Origin of the sequence: Aeromonas sp. R10-2, from assembly GCF_040908445.1 — a bacterium.
GTDB classification, from domain to species: Bacteria; Pseudomonadota; Gammaproteobacteria; order Enterobacterales; family Aeromonadaceae; genus Aeromonas; species Aeromonas veronii.
On sequence record NZ_JBFODS010000065.1, the window covers coordinates 105,639 to 123,067 of the forward strand.

Consider the following 17,429-nt stretch of genomic DNA (forward strand, 5'->3'; position numbering starts at 1 on the left):
CAAGGGTTATCAAAGGTTTAGAGGATTTGACATGAGTAACGGTTTCATCGTCCAAATCATCGGCGCTGTGGTGGACATCGAGTTCCCGCAGAATGCCGTGCCCCAGGTGTACGATGCACTGAAGGTCGTTAGCGAAGGTCAAGGCCAAGGTCTGGTGCTGGAAGTTCAGCAACAGATCGGTGGCGGCGTCGTTCGTTGCATCACCATGGGCTCCTCCGACGGTCTGCGTCGTGGGTTGGAAGTAGTGAATAGCGGTAAATCCATCCAGGTTCCGGTCGGTACTGCGACTCTGGGTCGGATCATGAACGTACTGGGCGAGCCAATCGACGAAAAAGGTCCGATCGGTGAAGAAGAGTGCTGGTCTATCCACCGCGCTGCCCCCAGCTACGAAGATCAGTCCAACAGCAACGATCTGCTGGAAACAGGCATCAAGGTTATCGACCTGGTATGCCCGTTCGCCAAGGGTGGTAAAGTTGGTCTGTTCGGTGGTGCCGGTGTAGGCAAAACCGTAAACATGATGGAGCTGATCCGTAACATCGCGATCGAGCACAGTGGTTACTCTGTGTTTGCCGGTGTAGGTGAGCGTACCCGTGAGGGTAACGACTTCTACCACGAGATGATGGAGTCCAACGTACTGGACAAAGTATCTCTGGTTTACGGTCAGATGAACGAGCCGCCCGGAAACCGTCTGCGCGTTGCGCTGACCGGCCTGACCATGGCCGAGAAGTTCCGTGACGAAGGTCGTGACGTACTGTTCTTCGTAGATAACATCTACCGTTACACCCTGGCCGGTACTGAAGTATCCGCACTGCTGGGCCGTATGCCTTCCGCAGTAGGTTACCAGCCGACCCTGGCCGAGGAGATGGGTGTTCTGCAAGAACGTATCACCTCCACCAAGACCGGTTCCATCACCTCCGTACAGGCCGTTTACGTTCCTGCGGATGACTTGACTGACCCGTCTCCGGCGACCACCTTCGCCCACCTGGATGCGACTGTCGTACTGTCCCGTCAAATCGCGGCACTGGGTATCTACCCGGCCGTTGACCCGCTGGACTCTACCTCTCGTCAGCTGGATCCGCTGGTGGTTGGCAAAGAGCACTACGAGACCGCTCGTGGCGTTCAGACCGTACTGCAGCGCTACAAAGAGCTGAAGGACATCATCGCCATCCTGGGTATGGATGAACTGTCAGAAGAAGACAAACTGACCGTAGCCCGTGCCCGTAAGATCGAGCGTTTCCTGTCCCAGCCGTTCTTCGTAGCAGAAGTGTTTACCGGTTCTCCGGGTAAATACGTGCCGCTGAAAGAGACCATCCGTGGTTTCCAGGGCATCCTGAAAGGCGAGTATGACGATCTGCCCGAGCAGGCGTTCTACATGGTTGGCGGTATCGACGAAGTCGTCGAGAAATCCAAGAAACTGTAAGCCTCGACAGGAGGGCCCATGGCAGAGATGATCTCCTTTCACCTGGACGTGGTGAGCGCCGAAGGAAAACTGTTTTCCGGTCGCGTGCAATCCGCTCAGGTATCAGGCTCCGAAGGTGAGTTGGGTCTCCGCCACGGTCATGCTCCGTTGCTGACTGCCATCAAGCCGGGCCTGGTCCGCTTGGTGAAGCAGAACGGAACTGAAGAGGTGCTGTACATCTCCGGCGGTATGCTGGAAGTACAACCTGAATCCGTGACCGTGCTGGCGGACACCGCGATTCGTGCTGACGACTTGGATGAGGCGAAAGCCCAGGAAGCCAAGCGCGCAGCCGAAGAGCGGATCCACAGCTCCCATGGTGATATCGACTACGCCCAGGCCGCCACCGAGCTGGCCAAGGCGATGGCTCAACTGCGAGTCATCGATATCGTCAAAAAGAATTACCGCTAATAACGGTGATGTAAAAAGCGACCTTCGGGTCGCTTTTTTTTTACCCGTTGGATAGACTCCGCCGAGTATTTCTCATGTTCCAAAGGCCAAATTATGTCCCTCAACGTCGTGATCCTGGCTGCGGGTAAAGGTACCCGTATGCGTTCCGTTCTGCCCAAGGTACTCCACCCGGTAGCCAACAAACCCATGGTTTCCCATGTGATCGATACTGCACGTCAGGTCGGTGCCGAGCAGCTGCATCTGGTCTATGGCCACGGTGCCGAACTGCTGAAAGAGCGGATCGTGGCGGCCGATGTCAACTGGGTGCTGCAGGCGCAACAGCTGGGGACTGGTCACGCCGTCGCCCAGGCCATCCCGTTCTGGAAGGATGAAGACGATGTGCTGGTGCTCTACGGCGATACCCCGCTGATCCAGCCCGAGACCCTGCAGCGACTGCTGGCTGCCAAGGCTGAAAACGGGATGGCACTGCTGACCGTGGTACTGGACAACCCCACCGGCTATGGCCGCATCGTCCGTGAAAATGGTCAGGTAGTTGGCATCGTCGAGCAGAAGGATGCCAACGCCGAACAGCTGGCGATCCGAGAGGTGAACACCGGCGTGCTGGTGGCCAACGGTGGTCAGCTGCGCAGCTGGCTCTCCCGTCTGGACAACAAGAATGCTCAGGGCGAGTTCTATCTGACCGACGTGATCGCCATGGCGCACGGCGATGGCTGTCCGATTGCAGCGGTACATCCGGATCATGCTGCCGAGGTGGAAGGGGCCAACAATCGGGTGCAATTGGCCCAACTTGAGCGCAGCTATCAGCAGATGCAGGCCGAGAAGCTGATGATCGCCGGTGCCACCCTGATTGACCCTGCCCGCTTTGATCTGCGCGGAACCCTCGAGATCGGTGAAGAGGTGGTGATCGACGTCAACGTCATCATCGAAGGCAAGGTAACTCTCGGCAACCACGTCCGTATCGGTGCCGGTGCCGTGCTGAAGGATTGTGTCATTGGCGATCACACCGAAGTGAAGCCCTACTCCATCGTTGAAGGGGCTCAGGTGGCGGATCAGTGCTCGGTCGGCCCGTTTGCCCGTCTGCGCCCGGGTGCCGTGCTGGAGCAGGATGCCCACGTTGGCAACTTCGTCGAGATGAAGAAGGCCCGTCTGGGGGTTGGTTCCAAGTGCGGTCATCTGACCTATCTGGGTGATGCCGAGATCGGAGCCGGGGTGAATATCGGTGCCGGTACCATCACCTGCAACTACGACGGGGTGAACAAATTCCAGACCATCATCGAGGATGATGTGTTTGTCGGTTCCGATACCCAGCTGGTGGCGCCAGTGCGCATCGGCAAGGGGGCGACTCTGGGGGCGGGTTCTACCATCACCAAGGATGTGGCCGAGAACGAGTTGGTGATCACCCGGGTGCCCCAGCGTCACATCAAAAACTGGGCTCGTCCGGTCAAGAAGAAGTGATGCCCGATCAATAAAATAGAACCGGCGCCTGATGGCGCCGGTTTTTTTGGGCTTATGACTGATGGTTGGTGTCACTGGTCGATGACTGGGGGGCCGCCCATGTGGTCGCGGGTGCGCTGTAGTCCATCACCTGATACCAGTCGAGCTTGCGGGTCAGCATCATGATCAGTGCCAGAGTGGCGAACAACAGCACGGCACCGAGCAGCAGGGCGATCTCTTCGGCCTGCAGCAGGCTGTAGAGGATGGCATAGACCAGCCCGAGCAGCGCAGCGAAGCCGATCCCCTGTTTCAGGCCACCCAGCACATGACTGAGGTAGAAACCGTTGAGCAGTACGCTGGCCAGCGCGGCTACCAGATAGGCCCACCCAAAGCCGAGGTGTTCGGTCAGGGCCAGCAGTACCAGATAGAAGATGGCCAGCCCCATGCCCACCAGCGCGTACTGGATCGGGTGAACCCGCAGCCCCTTGAGCAGCTCGAACATGAAGAAGCTGATAAAGGTGAGGCCGATAAACAGCAGGGCATATTTGGCTGCCCGTTCGTTGAGCTGATAGTGATCCACCGGTTGCACCAGACTGACGCTGAAGCTGGGCAGATGTTTGGAGGCGCTTTGGATCATGTCAGGGAACTGATTCTCCATATCTGTGGCAAACCAACTTGTCTGCCAGTCAGCATTGAAACCTTGATCTTTTACTGTACGGGTGGTGGGCAGGAAATCGCCCAGGAAGTTGGGGTGGGGCCAGTTACCGGACAAGGTTAGTTTGCTGTCACGACCGACCGGAATCAGGGTGAATTTTTCCATACCCTGTAGGGAAATCTTTATATCGAACCACCCTCCTTGCTGTTGTTTGGTGGTTAGCGGGACATGCACGCCGGAGCGGTTGCCAAGCCGTGCACCGGGGGTGACAGTCAGTAGCTCGTTGGCGAAGGTGATGGTTGGTACCTGAATGATGCCTCGAGCGTCGGAGACGATTAGGCTGAGATAGGGTTGGCCGGGTATGCTGTCACGTGGTGGCTGCCAATCAGGGACCGCTGGTAATTGGCCGGTTAGAGTGACGTTAGCTTGATACAGCTGGGCTTGGTAGATCCCCAGTTTGCGTGGTGTTACCTCCATATTCGCTGTGGCCGTTAACTGTTCTGGCAAGAGGTAGCGGTAGCGTGTCTCTACCTCTCTCCGAGTTTCCTTACCATTGGTCAGAATCAGCTCTCTTGTATACGGGAGGACAATTACGGGGCCTATTAGGCGCTGCGGTCCACTCGTACTGGCCATTATCTGTTTGATGGCTTGTGCGCGGTAAGCCTGACGCTCCCGGTTCAGCTCCATGATGGATTGCACCGGCACCATCAACAACAGGCTGAGCAACAGCAGCAGAAATATCTTGTGGGTGAATATCTGTTTGACCATGACACGTCTCCTTGTTGGATGGAGTGAGTCTGTCAGTCCGGCGTGAAGTGGTGATGGGCTTGTGTGAAGTGGCGGTGAACTGTTGAAAAACGGCGCCATCAGGCGCCGTGGGATTGTTCAGGGGTGGGAGCGCACCAACCGAGCGGCTTGCGCGAAACGATCGGTATGGCCGTCGATGAGCCCGTGTATAAAGTCGATGTAGTAGACCAGTTCCGGCATCTCCTCGATGGAGCTGGAGGTCCAGTAGGGGGCTGCATTTTCCCCGTTGTCATGGATATCGGAGAAGAAACGCGGGTCTGTCATTGGCGCCCGGCAATCTTCGTCGAGCAGGGTGAAGAGCTCCTCGATGCTGGGGAGTCGCCACCCCTCGCCAAGGCGGGCTGCTTCATCCTTGGCTTCAAGCAGTGTCAGCAGGGCCGGTGTGCCCACGCACCCTTTCCCCTCCTGCCACTGGCTGCCTAGGCTGCACGCCTGCCATTCGAGGTGGTTTAGCCGATCATGGATGACTTCTCCCTGCCGCGTCAGGCGGTCGGAGAGATCACAGGCAGCCAGCGCCATGCTGGCCGGAAGCCAGAGCAGCAATAGAAATAATTTCATGTTTGTCTCGTTTACGAATGGCGGTCAGCCCATCGCTGGTGGGCTGACCGTGGTTATCGGGGTTTATCTGGCGGGAAGCGAGCTCACTGCTTTTTAAGTTGTGCAGGCAGGGCGGCCAGCACCTCCTCTTTTGCCTTGAGGGAGGCGAACTGCTTGCCGGGCTTTTGCACCACGGTATGGACGAAGATCAGCTGTTTGCCCGGTTTGCTGGCCCAGCCGACGAACCAGCCGATCTGCTGATCGCGGTTGAGGCTGCCATCCAGCTTCTTCGGGTAGCCCATGCCGGTTTTGCCGTGGATCTGCCAGCCGTCGATCTCGCTCACCTTGAGGATATTGGCGGTGTACTGCAGGGTCTGCGCAGAGACCGGAAGCTTGCCGCTCAGCATCTTGCCGAGGAAGCGGGCCTGCTCCTCCGGACTGATGGCGAGGCTGGAGCTGAGCCAGGCCTGGGTCAGGCCATCATGTTTGCCCGGATTACCGGAGAGATCCCGATTGCCGTAGTCGAAGCGGTCGACATATTGCTGGAAGCGCTCCATCCCCAGCCATTCGGTGATCTGCTGGGAGAACCAGACCACCGAGTAGGTTTCCCAGCGGCGCGGGGTGGTGGTTTCACGCCAGGCGGGCAGCCAGCCGTCATAGCTCGGTTTGTAAGGCAGTGCCGGATGCTCTTCATCCACCAGATAGCCACTGTCGTAACCCATCAGCGCCAGCGGGATCTTGAAGGTGGACGCGGGTGGCAGCTGGCTGGAGCAGTCCCCTTCGCTGGAGAGGGTCTGGCCGTTGCCGTCAGCATAGAGAAAGCAGCCGCTGGCGGCGGAGGCAGGCAGGGCTGCGAGCAGACCGGCAGCCAGCAGGCTGGAGAGAAGCAGGCGGGACATAGCATTTCCTTGAGCAAATGGATGAGAGAAAGCGGCAGTCTAATGCCGCTTTGTGTGGGGAATGTGAAGTTGCGGGGGGGCTAGGTGAATGGCAGCCAGAGTTCCGCCAGCGCGCCTCCCTCTGGCTGGTTGCTCAGGGTCAGACGACCGCCATGCTGGTGGGCTACTTCATGGGCGAAGCTGAGCCCCAGACCACTGCTCTTCCCCTTGTCCGGGCGCGGCAGGGAGTAGAAGCGCTCGAAGATGCGCGGCAGGGCGTAGTCGGGAATGCCGGGGCCGCTGTCGGTGACCCGAAAACAGTAGCCCTCCTCCTGCTGGCTGCCGCTCAGGGTGACTTGCCCGTTGGCGGGAGAGAAGTCGATGGCGTTATCCAGCAGGTTGCCAATGGCCTGCTCCACCAGCAGCGGATCCCACTTCTGTTTCGGCGCACTGGCCAGCTCGGCTACCAGCACCACCTGACGACGCTGGGCGATGATCTGGCGGGCGTCGAGGGTGCGCTTGCCCAGTTTTGCCGGTTCCACCGACTGGCGATCCAGCCCCTGCCCCGACTCCAGCCGCGCCAGTTGCAGCATTCGCTCGATCAGCTGCTGCATGCGCGCGGTTTCCAGATTGATGTTGCCGATAAACCGTTTGGCAACTTCGGGGGGCGGCGTTTCGGCCAAAATTTCCCCTGCCCCGCGAATGGCGGCCAGCGGGCTCTTCAGCTCGTGGGTCAGGCTGTGCACATAGGCTTCGATGTAGCTTTTGCCATCGAGCTGGTGGCGCATGGTTTCCAGCGAGCGGCCGAGCCGATCCAGTTCGACGGTGTGCAGCCGTGGTAGCGGTGCCGCCTCCCCCTTGCTGACCGAGTCGGCATAGTGCACCAGCTTGCCGATGGCGCGGTTGAGCCACCACACCAGCAGGCTGCCGATCAGCAGCGAGATGAGCAGCATCTGGCCGCCGGCCCGCAGCAGCTCCTGTTCCCCCCGCTCAATGGCTGGCATCAGGGTGCGGTTGGGTTTGGCGACGGTGAGGGAGCCGATGATCTCGGCCCCTTCCCGCAGCGGCGCCGCCACATACATGGTCGAGCTGGCGGCATCGTCGGGATCGGTGCGGGTGCTGCGGGCGCCATACTGGCCGCGCAGGGTGCGGTAGACATCGTTCCAGCGAGAATAGTCCTTGCCCAGATCCGTGCCGTCGGAGTCGTAAATCACCATACCCTTCTGGTCAGTGACATAGATGCGGTACTCCGCCTGCTGCTTGAGGTGGCCATCGATCATCGCATTGATGGGATTCTGGTTGAGGCGGGCGAAGGCGCTGGCCAACCGCCCGTTCATCATATTGCCCTCTTTCAGATCATCGAGGGCGAGCGGCGCCAGCAGCTGGGTCATGTCTACCAGAGTATCCTCGGTGGCGCTGCGCACCCCGGGTTTTATCTCCTCGACGAAGATCTCCAGCACGAACCAAGCGGCCAGCGCGAAGATCAGCAGCAGGCCGCACAGCAGTTGTAACCCGAGTCTCATGCCAGCTCCAGGCTGTAGCCCAGCCCGCGGTGGGTGAGGATCAGGTTGGCCTCGGGATCATGTTCGCGCAGCTTGGCGCGGATGGTCTTGATATGGGTATCTACGGTGCGATCCAGGCTCTCCTCCGCATCCTGCCACACCAGATCCATCAGCTGTTGGCGGGAGTAGACCCGGCCCGGCGCCTGCATCAGGGTCTTGAGCAGCAGATATTCGTAGCGGGTGAGGGCCAGCGGTTGGCCGCGAAAATGGATGCGGGCCCGTTCCTCATCCAGCACCAGCAGGGCGCTGGGCTGGGGGGCAACGGGCTGGCTGCGGCGCAGGATGACCCGCACCCGGGCACACACTTCCCGTGGCGAGAAGGGTTTGGCCACATAGTCGTCGGCACCGATCTCCAGCCCGATCAGCCGGTCTATCTCCTCGCTGCGGGCGGTGAGGAACATCAGGGGGATATCGGTCAGCGCCCTCACCTGCTTGCAGAGTTCGAAGCCGCTGATGTCGGGCAGCCCCACATCGAGGATCAGGAAGTCGGGTCGCGTCTGCTCCAGTCTTGTCAGCAACTGTTGGCCCAGCATGAACCACTCCACCTCGAACCCGTCGGTCTGCAGGGCGTAAATCAGGGTGTCGGCGATGCTGGCCTCATCCTCCACCAGCCAGATGACTCTCTTTTGCATGGCATCCTCGTCGCAAATTGGCACCCCATTCTGGCATTGAACCAAATCGGATCCTATTTGCTGTTTTATTTTTCCGAAAAAGGGGCTAATATTTCGATGTTCTTTCGAATCGAAACTTAAAAATGACCAAACGTAATACTCAACAACGCCGACACACCATAGTGACCCTGGTACAAGAGCAGGGTGAAGTGAGCGTCGACGCCCTCGCCAAACACTTTTCTACCTCCGAAGTGACCATCCGTAAAGATCTGGCGGTACTGGAGACCGGCGGTCTGCTGCTGCGCCGTTACGGTGGCGCCGTCCCCTTGCCCAGCGAGATGGTGGTCGAGGTCAATCCCGAGCAAGTTTCGAACCGAAAGTTAGCCATTGCCCGTGCGGCGGCCGAGCGGCTGCGTGATCACAACCGCGTCATCATCGACAGCGGCAGCACCACCAGCGCCATGATCCCCATGCTGGGCAACAAGCGCGGCCTCATCGTGATGACCAACTCCCTCAATGTGGCCGGTGCCCTGCGCGAGCTGGAAAATGAGCCTACCCTGTTAATGACCGGTGGCACTTGGGACCCTCACTCCGAATCCTTCCAGGGGCAGGTGGCGGAACAGGTGCTGCGCTCCTACGACTTTGACCAGCTCTTTATCGGTGCCGACGGCATCGACCCGGAGCGTGGCACCACCACCTTCAACGAGTTGGTGGGCCTGTCGCGGGTGATGGCAGAGGTGTCGCGGGAGGTGATTGTGATGGTCGAGTCGGAAAAGATCGGCCGCAAGATCCCCAATCTCGAACTTCCCTGGTCGAGCATCCATACCCTGGTGACCGACGAGGGGCTGGCCAGCGAGGCCAGAGAACAGATTCAAGCCCAGGGGGTGACGCTTATCTGCGCCCCGGTCACTTGCTGACATCGAGCTCTGAACCATCCAACTGACTTTACGATTTGCATCTCAAGGAGAAGTGTATGTGTGGCATCGTCGGGGCTGTTGCCCAACGTGATGTGGCTGAAATTCTGGTAGAGGGCCTGCGCCGTCTGGAGTACCGCGGTTATGACTCAGCCGGTGTGGCCGTGTTCAGCGCCAACCAGCCGTTGCAGCGGGTTCGCCGTCTGGGCAAGGTGGCCGAGCTGGCCAAGGCGCTCGACGAGCAGTCCGTCCATGGTGGTACCGGCATCGCTCATACCCGCTGGGCCACTCACGGCGAGCCTTCCGAGCGCAACGCCCACCCCCACGTCTCCGAGCATATCGTGGTGGTGCACAACGGCATTATCGAGAACCACGAAGAGCTGCGGGAAGAGTTGAAGGCGCTGGGCTATGTGTTCAGCTCCGACACTGACACCGAAGTGATTGCCCATCTGGTCCATCATGAGCTGAAGAGCGCCGGCAGCCTGCTGGCCGCCATGCAGACTGCGGTGAAGCAGCTGCGCGGAGCCTACGGTACCGTGGTGATGGACAGCCGCGACGACAGCCGCGTGGTGGTGGCCCGTTCCGGTTCACCGCTGGTGATCGGCCGCGGTATCGGCGAGAACTTTATCGCCTCCGACCAGATGGCGCTGCTGCCGGTGACCCGTCGTTTCATCTTCCTGGAAGAGGGTGATGTGGCCGAAGTGACCCGCCGTGACGTGCACATCTTCGATACCAACGGTAACGCCGTGGTGCGTGAAGAGCAGGAGTCCGAACTCTCCCACGATGCCGGTGACAAGGGCGAATACCGTCATTACATGCTCAAGGAGATCCACGAGCAGCCCAAAGCGATCACCAACACCCTGGAAGGGCGTCTGGGCAGCGATCACGTGGTGGTCGAATCGTTCGGCAACGGCGCGCGCGCCATCTTTGACAAGGTCGAGCACGTGCAGATCGTCGCCTGCGGCACCTCCTATCACTCCGGCATGGTGGCTCGCTACTGGTTCGAAGAGATCGCTGGCGTCTCCTGCGATGTGGAGATCGCCTCCGAGTTCCGCTATCGCAAATCGGTAGTGCGCCCCAACAGCCTGCTGGTGACCCTCTCCCAGAGCGGCGAGACCGCCGATACCCTGGCGGCGCTGCGTCTGGCCAAGGAATCCGGCTACATGAGCTCGCTGGCTATCTGCAACGTGCCGGGCTCCTCGCTGGTGCGTGAATCGGATCTGGCCTTTATGACCCGCGCGGGGGCAGAAATTGGTGTGGCCTCCACCAAGGCGTTCACCACCCAGCTGGCTGGCCTGCTGATGCTGGTGGCCTCCGTCGGTCACTGCCGTGGCCACCTGAGCGCCGCCGCCGAGGCTGAACTGGTCAAGGCGCTGCAAGCCCTGCCGCTGCGTATTAAAGAGAGTCTGGCGCTGGCCAAGGATATCGAAACCCTGGCCGAAGAGTTTGCCGACAAGCAGCACAGCCTGTTCCTCGGCCGTGGCAGCCAGTACCCCATCGCCATGGAGGGGGCGCTCAAGCTCAAAGAGATCTCCTACATCCACGCCGAAGCCTATGCCGCTGGCGAGCTGAAGCACGGCCCGCTGGCGCTGATCGATGCCGAGATGCCCATCATTGTGGTGGCGCCGAACAACGATCTGCTGGAGAAGCTCAAGTCCAACGTGGAAGAGGTGCGCGCCCGTGGCGGTATCCTCTACGTGTTCGCCGATGCCGATACCGGCTTCAAGAGCGACGAGACCATGCGGGTCATGAACCTCAACCACGTGGAAGAGGTGATCGCCCCCATTGTCTATACCGTGCCGCTGCAGCTGCTCTCCTACCACGTTGCCCTGATCAAGGGCACTGACGTCGACCAGCCGCGCAACCTGGCAAAATCGGTGACCGTTGAGTAAGTCGCTATCTGATAAGTCACTTTCTGAAATGAAAAAGAGCCGCAATTGCGGCTCTTTTTGTTTCGGCTGAGGGGTTACGACAGCCGCAGGTTGGTGATGGTGACCTCGTCGAGGGAGGGCACTATGATGCCGCTGGTGATCCCTTTGGCGATGGCCTGACTGCGGTTCTTTGAGTCGGTCTTGTTGGTCACCTGGGTCAGATGGAAGTTGACCGTCCGCTCACTGATGCCGAGGATGGTGGCGATCTCCCAGGAGGTCTTGCCCTCGCTGGCCCAGAACAGGCACTCCTTCTCCCGATCCGACAGTTCGGTCAGGTATTTCATCATATCCGGTCTGCTTTTTATCAGTTGCAGCGCGGAGTTGAAGATGTAGCTGGCGCAGAACGACAGCAGCGGGACATTTTCAAACATCAGGTCGGAGTTGGATTTGTCCTTGGTGATGAATGAGAGGATGCCGTGCTCCCCCTGCGGGGTGTGCAGCGGAAAGGAGACGCCATTGCGTACACCGAAATCGGCGGCTAGGTTCATCACGTCGCGGCTGGCGCTGGGCAGCCAGGGCGAGTCGCAGTCGAGCTTGTTCCAGAAGATCGGCTGGGTCTGTTTCAGCCCCAGATAGACCACCGGATCCTGGGTCAGATACTGGTTTTCGCTGTAGGCGTCAAACCAGGTGGTCGGACAGTTGTTGAACAGTGCCACGTGGGATTTTTGCATGCTGATGGGGAAAATAATCAGCAGCCGAAAGTAATCAAAGCCCATTTGATGACTGAAGCGCTCCAGCAGTTGCTGGATATCGCTGGTTTTTGTTGCCTTGGTGAACTTGTCGATATGTTCCCAGATCGCATCGTTGAGCATTACTTTCTCCTTTTTCGATCTCTATCACACTGATCGAAAAGATTTTTTATCGTTATTTATATTTGTGCGGTGGCTATTGGAGCCACTTATTCCGTGCGTGCTTAAAAATTATCCTGTTTTTGTGCATAAAGGCCAAGAAAATCCTCTCGTTGCCAGTCCGCCCTGCATTTGAGATAATGATAATAGTTATCATTAGTAAGATGTATTTCAATGAACAAATTATGGGGTGTGGCCCTGCTGCCACTGTCAGTCCACTTTGCTGCCATCGGGGATGAGCTGGTTGCTCCCGCCCTCAAGAACAGCATAGCTGCCGGGAAAGCCTCCCAGCAGCGGGTGGAAAAAGCCGCCGATGCCGCCGTTGCCGCACGACTGGAGCTGCAAAACGCCCAGCTGCAACTGCGTGACCTCGAAGCCTACAACCGCTACATGCAATCTCTGGTGGCCGATCAGCAAAATGAGCTGGGTAAATTGAGCCAGCAGCTGGAAGCGGTGCAAGAGACCCGTCAGGGCTTGATCCCGCTGATGTTGCAGATGCAGGCAGATCTGGAACAGCTAGTGCAAAACGACATCCCGCTGCGCAAGGAAGATCGGCTGGCGCGGGTTGAACAGTTGAAAGCGACCCTGGCCCGCGCAGACGTTAGCGAGGCAGAGAAATTCCGTCAGTTGCTGCAGGCCTATCAGATCGAAGCCGAATACGGCAGCCGGATGGACAGCTATTCCGCCGAGCTGGAGCTGGATGGTGCTCCGCGTCGGGTCGATGTGCTGGCGCTGGGCCGGGTCTCCCTGCTGGCAATGACGGCCGATCGCAGTCAGGCATGGCGCTGGTCTGCCGAGGCTAAGCAGTGGCAAGCCCTCGACAGCCAGTGGCTCTCCCCCATCGCCGAGGCGATGGATGTGGCCGCCGACAAGAAAGTTCCCCAGTTGCTCAATGTCCCCCTCTCTGTCAGCCGTAGTCAGGAGGCCCAATCATGAGAGTCACCATGAAGTGGTTCCCCCTCCTTATTGCCCTCTCCTGCGGTACCAACGCCGCTGTCGCAGATGAGTGGCAGCAGCAGGAACAGGCTCGTGAACAGCAGGCTCAGCAAGATCTGGCGACCGTTACCAAGGAGCTCGGCACTGCCCGCGCCAGACTGGCCGAGGCCCAGCGCCTGAGCAAGGAGCTGGCTGGCAAGTTCGCCAGCAACGAGAAGCAGCTGGTCGAGCTTAACGCCCAATGGGAGCAAGCCTCCGGCGACATGAACGAGATCTTCGCGGTCACCCGTCAGGGCGCCAGCGCTGCGGTCAAGCTGCTGAGTGAATCCGCCGTCGAGGGCCAGTACCCGGAGCGTCTCGCCCCGCTGAAAGCCATGGCACAGGATAAACAGGTGCCGGATCGTGCCGCTCTCGCCCTGCTGCCCGCCACGCTGCTGCAGGAGATCCGCGAATCTGGCCGGATTGCTCAGTTCAACGGCAAGGTGCTCGATGCCCAGGGGGCTGCCAGCGAGCAGCCGCTGACCCGGGTTGGCAGTTTTGCCCTGCTGGGGAGCGAAGGCTTCCTGCAACCGACCGCCGAAGGCTTGAGCCCGGTACTGGGTCTGCCCGGTAGCGTGCTCTCTGCCGTTGCGGCTTATCAGGGTCAGGAAGGGGAAGCGCTGCCGCTGGATCCTTCGCATGGCACTCTGCTGGCGATGCTGGCACAGGCGCCCACCTTCTGGCAGCAGGTACAGCAAGGTGGTCAGGTTGGCGCCATTATCGTGCTGCTGGCTGCCATCGGCTTGGGGATTGCGGCGGTACGGCTGTGGAGCCTCTCCCGCGAACTGACTCTGGTGCGCCGCCAGCTCAAGAGCGGCGAGTATCACGCCGACAACGCCCTCGGTCGGGTGCTGACGGTGGCGGACAAACACCCCGAGCTGAGCATGGAGACCCTCGAGCTGCGTCTTGATGAGGCGATCCTGCAGGAGACTCCTCGCATGGAGCGCGGCATCGGCATGGTCAAGGTAATCGCGGCCATCGCCCCCATGCTGGGTTTGCTCGGTACCGTAACCGGGATGATCGGCACCTTCCAGGCCATCACCCAGTTTGGCACCGGCGATCCCAAGATCATGGCGGGCGGCATCTCCATGGCGCTGGTTACCACGGTACAGGGTCTGGTGGCGGCCATTCCGCTGATCCTGGCCCACAGCCTGCTGCAATCGCGCTTCACCGAGCTCTCCAATGTACTGGAGCAGCAGGTAGCCGGCATTCTGGCCGAGCGCGCCGAGAGCAATAACGGCGGGATGGAGCGAGCAGCATGATGCTCGACATCTGGCAACAGTTGCAGAGCTTCATGGGCCGTGGCGGCCCTGTGCTCTGGGTCATTCTGGCCCTGCTGGTGCTGATGTGGATTTTGATGATCGAGCGGCTGCTCTACCTCAATCTGGGTTTCGGCCCGCTGCAGCAACAGCTGCTCGGCCGCTGGCAGGCCCGCAGCGAGCGCCACAGCTGGCACGCCCGGGCGATCCGCAGCCGCTTGCTGGCGCAGGCGGAGCTGGAACTGAACCGTCATCTGATCTTCATCCGCACCCTGGTGGTGCTCTGCCCCATGCTGGGGTTGCTGGGCACTGTGACCGGCATGATCGGCGTATTCGATGCGTTGGCTGCGGCCAACCGCTTTAACCCGGAGAGTATGGCGGGCGGGATCTCCCGCGCCACCATCCCCACCATGGCAGGCATGGTGGTGGCGCTATCCGGTGTGTTGTTACTCAGTCGGCTCGAGAGTCAGGCCAAGCGTGCGCTGGCCAAGACCCGGGACGGCCTGCGAGAAGAGAAGGTAATGCAATGAGACGGCAATCCAAACGCCAGCGTGACGAAGTGCAGATCGACATGACCCCCATGCTGGATATCGTGTTCATCATGCTGATCTTCTTTATTGTCACCACCTCCTTCGTGCGCGAAGCCGGGCTCGAGGTACACAGACCCCAGGCCAGTCAGGCCAAGGCGCAGAAATCTTCCAGCATCATGCTGGCGATCGGGGCTCAGGGTCAGATCTTCCTCGACCGCAAGCAGATCGATGTGGAGCGGGTACAGGCCACCATCGCCCGCCTGCTGGCGGAGCAGCCCGATGCCAGCCTGGTGATCCAGGCCGACGAGCGAGTGCCCCATGGCAAGGTGGTGCGGGTGATGGATGAGGCCAAGGCGGCGGGTATCGCCAATATCGCCGTGGCGGTGGCGCCGAAATGAAATACAAGCTGATGAGCCTGGGGCTGGGCATCGCCCTCAGTCTGGGTATCCTGCTGTTCATGGCCACGCTGGTTGAACCGCCCCGGGGCGAGAAGGTGGCGAGCGAACAGAAGCCTATCGTCATCAATATGCAGAACGAGGTGACCGAGGTGCAGGTGCGCGAGCGTCCGGTACCGCAGGAGCCTGAACCTCTGCCAGAGCCTCCCGCTGCATTGGCCTCGACACCGCTGCCGATGCCTGCCGCGGCCCCCTTGGCGGCCGTTGAGCCGAGTCTGGATCTGGTCTCCAGTCTCAGCGCGGTGCAGGTCTATGCCCCCGGAGTGGCGACCAGTACCGCACCGGTATTGAGTGGCAACTACCATGGCCAGCAGCAGGGAGCGGGTGTCGGCGCAGGTGACATGCTGATGCCGCTGCAACGGATCGAGCCGGTCTACCCCTATCGTGCCCAGCAGTCAGGGATCGAAGGATTCGTCACCCTGCGCTTTAGCGTGAATGCCGACGGTGGCGTGCAGGATGTGGAAGTGGTCGAGGCCAAACCCAAGCGTCAGTTCGAGCGGGCGGCCATTCAGGCGATCAACAAGTGGCGCTATCAGCCGAGACCGGGCGCTACCGACAAGCTGGTGCAAGTCATCACGCTCAAATTCAAACTGGAGTCATAACTATGTTGCGGATCTGGATTTGTCTGCTGGCCCTGGTCGGCCAAGCCTGTCTGGCGATGGAGGTCAGCCCTCACTTCTCCCGTCAGCTTGAACCCGTGATGAAGCTCTATCAGTCCGGTCAGTGGCAACAAGCCCAGAGCAAGGCGTCCGGCCTCAAGCCAAATAGCGATGCCGAGCATGCCTGGCTGGCGCAGTTGCAAGCCTCGCTGGCGGCCAATCTGCAACAGACCGCCCAGGCGAGCCGTTATGTCGAACAGGCCCTTGCCTATAAAGAGTGGCCCGAGCAACAACAGCTCCAGCTGCTGCGACTGCGCGGCGATATTCAGGCCCAGCAATCCAACTGGTCGGGTGCCATCGCCAGCTACAAGGCGGCGCTGGCGCTCAAGCAAGACGATGCGCTGCGCCTGCGTCTGGCTGGTCTCTATTACCACAACAAGCAGTACGGTGACGCCGCCAGTCAGAGCGAACAGTTGTTGAAAAAGGGTTGGCAGAAACAGGCCGCCATTATTCGTCTATCCGCCCTCACCGCTCAGCAACGTTATGGCGTGGCTGCCGATCAGGCGGCCGAGTTGATCAGCCACGAACCCAAAGAGAGCAAATGGTGGCAGCAGGCGGTGTCGCTCAACCTCTCCGCCAAACGCGGCGATCAGGCGTTGGCTCTGTTGCAAACAGCTATCGACAGAAAACTGATGGATGATGTGTCTGCCCGCAATCAGCTGATCCGTCTCTATGCCTGGCAAGGGCTGCCTTATCGTGGTGCCCGTCTGCTGGAAGCGGCCATGGCCAAGGGACAGATGAAGCAAAGTGCTGAAAATCGCCAACTGCTTGCCCAATTGTGGGAAGGGGCCCGGGAGTGGTCACAAGCGGTCGATAGCTGGCAGCTGCTCGCCAACCAGCACGGTCAGCCCAAAGCCGCCATGCGCGCCGCCGAACTGCTGCTGCAACAGGGCAAGACTGATGCTGCCATGACCCAGCTCGCTGCCATCAAGTCGGTGAAGGGCGAGCAAGGCAATCGCGCCAAAGCGTTGCTGGTGCAGGCACACCTTAATAAGGAGCAGTATGCCCAGGCGCTGGAACTGGCCCGTGAGCTGCAGCAACAGGATAACTGGCAGCAGAAGGCAACCAGCTGGGTCAACTATATCCGGGCACAAAGCGAAGAATTGAGCAAAAAAGCGGCGTAAAAGAGATGCCAAGGGGTTGTTTTGGGGCGTTCAGTTCGCTTTTTCAGCAAACGAACGCATTTTTGCAAAAAGCCCTTGTCATCCCGGCGCGGCTCCCTATAATGCGCCCCTACCAGCACGGCGGAACACGCCAAACTGATGAGCCAGCTTCCTAGCGAAGTGGGCGCCGAAAGAAAAGCGAAAACAATCGCTTGACTTTCGAAGTGAGAAGCGTAATATGCGCCTCCTCAACGCGACAAGCGTGACGCTCTTTAACAATTTGAATCAAGCAATCTGTGTGGGCACTCGCAGCATCGAACATCAAAAACAATTTTTGATTTTCAATGTCTGGTGAAGTGACCAAGACGATTTCTTAGCAATAAGAAGTCGAACAGTTTATTTCA

General features: G+C 59.6%; 17 protein-coding genes. 11 read left to right on the top strand and 6 right to left on the bottom strand.

Annotated features, from left to right (window positions below):
• Positions 1-31 precede the first annotated feature (31 nt).
• From atpD to glmU, 3 genes are all read left to right on the top strand, one after another.
• The gene (atpD, locus tag AB5Y97_RS14050; protein WP_005339344.1) at positions 32-1,420 is read left to right on the top strand and encodes a F0F1 ATP synthase subunit beta; all 1,389 of its coding nucleotides are present in this window, start codon (positions 32-34) and stop codon (positions 1,418-1,420) included.
• A gap of 18 nt (positions 1,421-1,438) precedes the next feature.
• Positions 1,439-1,867, top strand: coding sequence for a F0F1 ATP synthase subunit epsilon (locus AB5Y97_RS14055; protein ID WP_005339345.1), 429 nt, complete (start codon positions 1,439-1,441; stop codon positions 1,865-1,867).
• A 93-nt stretch (positions 1,868-1,960) separates the two neighbouring features.
• Positions 1,961-3,322: a bifunctional UDP-N-acetylglucosamine diphosphorylase/glucosamine-1-phosphate N-acetyltransferase GlmU gene (gene glmU, locus AB5Y97_RS14060; protein WP_368158210.1), complete on the top strand. Its 1,362-nt coding sequence runs from the start codon at positions 1,961-1,963 to the stop codon at positions 3,320-3,322.
• Between the two features lie 52 nt (positions 3,323-3,374).
• Here glmU and creD read toward each other — a convergent pair whose 3' ends face one another.
• From creD to blrA, 5 genes are all read right to left on the bottom strand, one after another.
• A complete protein-coding gene (gene creD / locus AB5Y97_RS14065) occupies positions 3,375-4,724 on the bottom strand; it encodes a cell envelope integrity protein CreD (protein ID WP_368158213.1) in 1,350 nt (449 codons plus the stop codon).
• A 117-nt stretch (positions 4,725-4,841) separates the two neighbouring features.
• On the bottom strand, positions 4,842-5,321 hold the full coding sequence (locus tag AB5Y97_RS14070; protein WP_144716045.1) for a DUF1566 domain-containing protein: 480 nt from the start codon (positions 5,319-5,321) through the stop codon (positions 4,842-4,844).
• A gap of 83 nt (positions 5,322-5,404) precedes the next feature.
• The gene (locus AB5Y97_RS14075; protein WP_040068451.1) at positions 5,405-6,199 is read right to left on the bottom strand and encodes an OXA-12 family class D beta-lactamase OXA-912; all 795 of its coding nucleotides are present in this window, start codon (positions 6,197-6,199) and stop codon (positions 5,405-5,407) included.
• Between the two features lie 80 nt (positions 6,200-6,279).
• On the bottom strand, positions 6,280-7,701 hold the full coding sequence (blrB, locus tag AB5Y97_RS14080; RefSeq protein WP_368158215.1) for a beta-lactam sensor histidine kinase BlrB: 1,422 nt from the start codon (positions 7,699-7,701) through the stop codon (positions 6,280-6,282).
• Positions 7,698-8,372, bottom strand: a complete 675-nt coding sequence (gene blrA, locus AB5Y97_RS14085; protein ID WP_033138557.1) for a beta-lactam response regulator transcription factor BlrA — start codon at positions 8,370-8,372, stop codon at positions 7,698-7,700. Before blrA ends, blrB begins: the two co-directional genes overlap by 4 nt.
• 122 nt (positions 8,373-8,494) lie before the next feature.
• Between blrA and AB5Y97_RS14090 the strand changes: the two genes are divergently transcribed.
• The gene (locus AB5Y97_RS14090; RefSeq protein ID WP_005355851.1) at positions 8,495-9,268 is read left to right on the top strand and encodes a DeoR/GlpR family DNA-binding transcription regulator; all 774 of its coding nucleotides are present in this window, start codon (positions 8,495-8,497) and stop codon (positions 9,266-9,268) included.
• Between the two features lie 56 nt (positions 9,269-9,324).
• The gene (gene glmS, locus AB5Y97_RS14095) at positions 9,325-11,157 is read left to right on the top strand and encodes a glutamine--fructose-6-phosphate transaminase (isomerizing) (protein ID WP_005355853.1); all 1,833 of its coding nucleotides are present in this window, start codon (positions 9,325-9,327) and stop codon (positions 11,155-11,157) included.
• Between the two features lie 74 nt (positions 11,158-11,231).
• On the opposite strand, the gene AB5Y97_RS14100 is transcribed toward glmS, so the two are convergent.
• The gene (locus AB5Y97_RS14100) at positions 11,232-12,008 is read right to left on the bottom strand and encodes a LuxR family transcriptional regulator (protein ID WP_005339360.1); all 777 of its coding nucleotides are present in this window, start codon (positions 12,006-12,008) and stop codon (positions 11,232-11,234) included.
• 210 nt (positions 12,009-12,218) lie between these two features.
• Between AB5Y97_RS14100 and AB5Y97_RS14105 the strand changes: the two genes are divergently transcribed.
• From AB5Y97_RS14105 to AB5Y97_RS14130, 6 genes are read left to right on the top strand one after another with little or no spacing between them, the layout of a single operon-like run.
• Positions 12,219-12,980 carry a DUF3450 domain-containing protein gene (locus AB5Y97_RS14105; protein WP_005357258.1) on the top strand — a complete coding sequence of 254 codons (762 nt, stop codon included), beginning with the start codon at positions 12,219-12,221 and terminating at the stop codon, positions 12,978-12,980.
• Complete coding sequence (locus AB5Y97_RS14110) at positions 12,977-14,281, top strand: MotA/TolQ/ExbB proton channel family protein (RefSeq protein WP_368158218.1); 1,305 nt, start codon at positions 12,977-12,979, stop codon at positions 14,279-14,281. The genes AB5Y97_RS14105 and AB5Y97_RS14110 overlap by 4 nt, the downstream gene beginning before the upstream one ends.
• Positions 14,278-14,808, top strand: coding sequence for a MotA/TolQ/ExbB proton channel family protein (locus AB5Y97_RS14115; protein WP_129504996.1), 531 nt, complete (start codon positions 14,278-14,280; stop codon positions 14,806-14,808). The genes AB5Y97_RS14110 and AB5Y97_RS14115 overlap by 4 nt, the downstream gene beginning before the upstream one ends.
• The gene (locus AB5Y97_RS14120; RefSeq protein WP_005339369.1) at positions 14,805-15,206 is read left to right on the top strand and encodes a biopolymer transporter ExbD; all 402 of its coding nucleotides are present in this window, start codon (positions 14,805-14,807) and stop codon (positions 15,204-15,206) included. Before AB5Y97_RS14115 ends, AB5Y97_RS14120 begins: the two co-directional genes overlap by 4 nt.
• Entirely contained in the window at positions 15,203-15,865 is a 663-nt protein-coding gene (locus AB5Y97_RS14125; RefSeq protein ID WP_368158221.1) for a TonB family protein, read from the top strand. Before AB5Y97_RS14120 ends, AB5Y97_RS14125 begins: the two co-directional genes overlap by 4 nt.
• Before the next feature lie 2 nt (positions 15,866-15,867).
• Positions 15,868-17,046, top strand: a complete 1,179-nt coding sequence (locus AB5Y97_RS14130) for a hypothetical protein (RefSeq protein WP_330125608.1) — start codon at positions 15,868-15,870, stop codon at positions 17,044-17,046.
• The last annotated feature ends 383 nt before the right edge of the window (positions 17,047-17,429 follow it).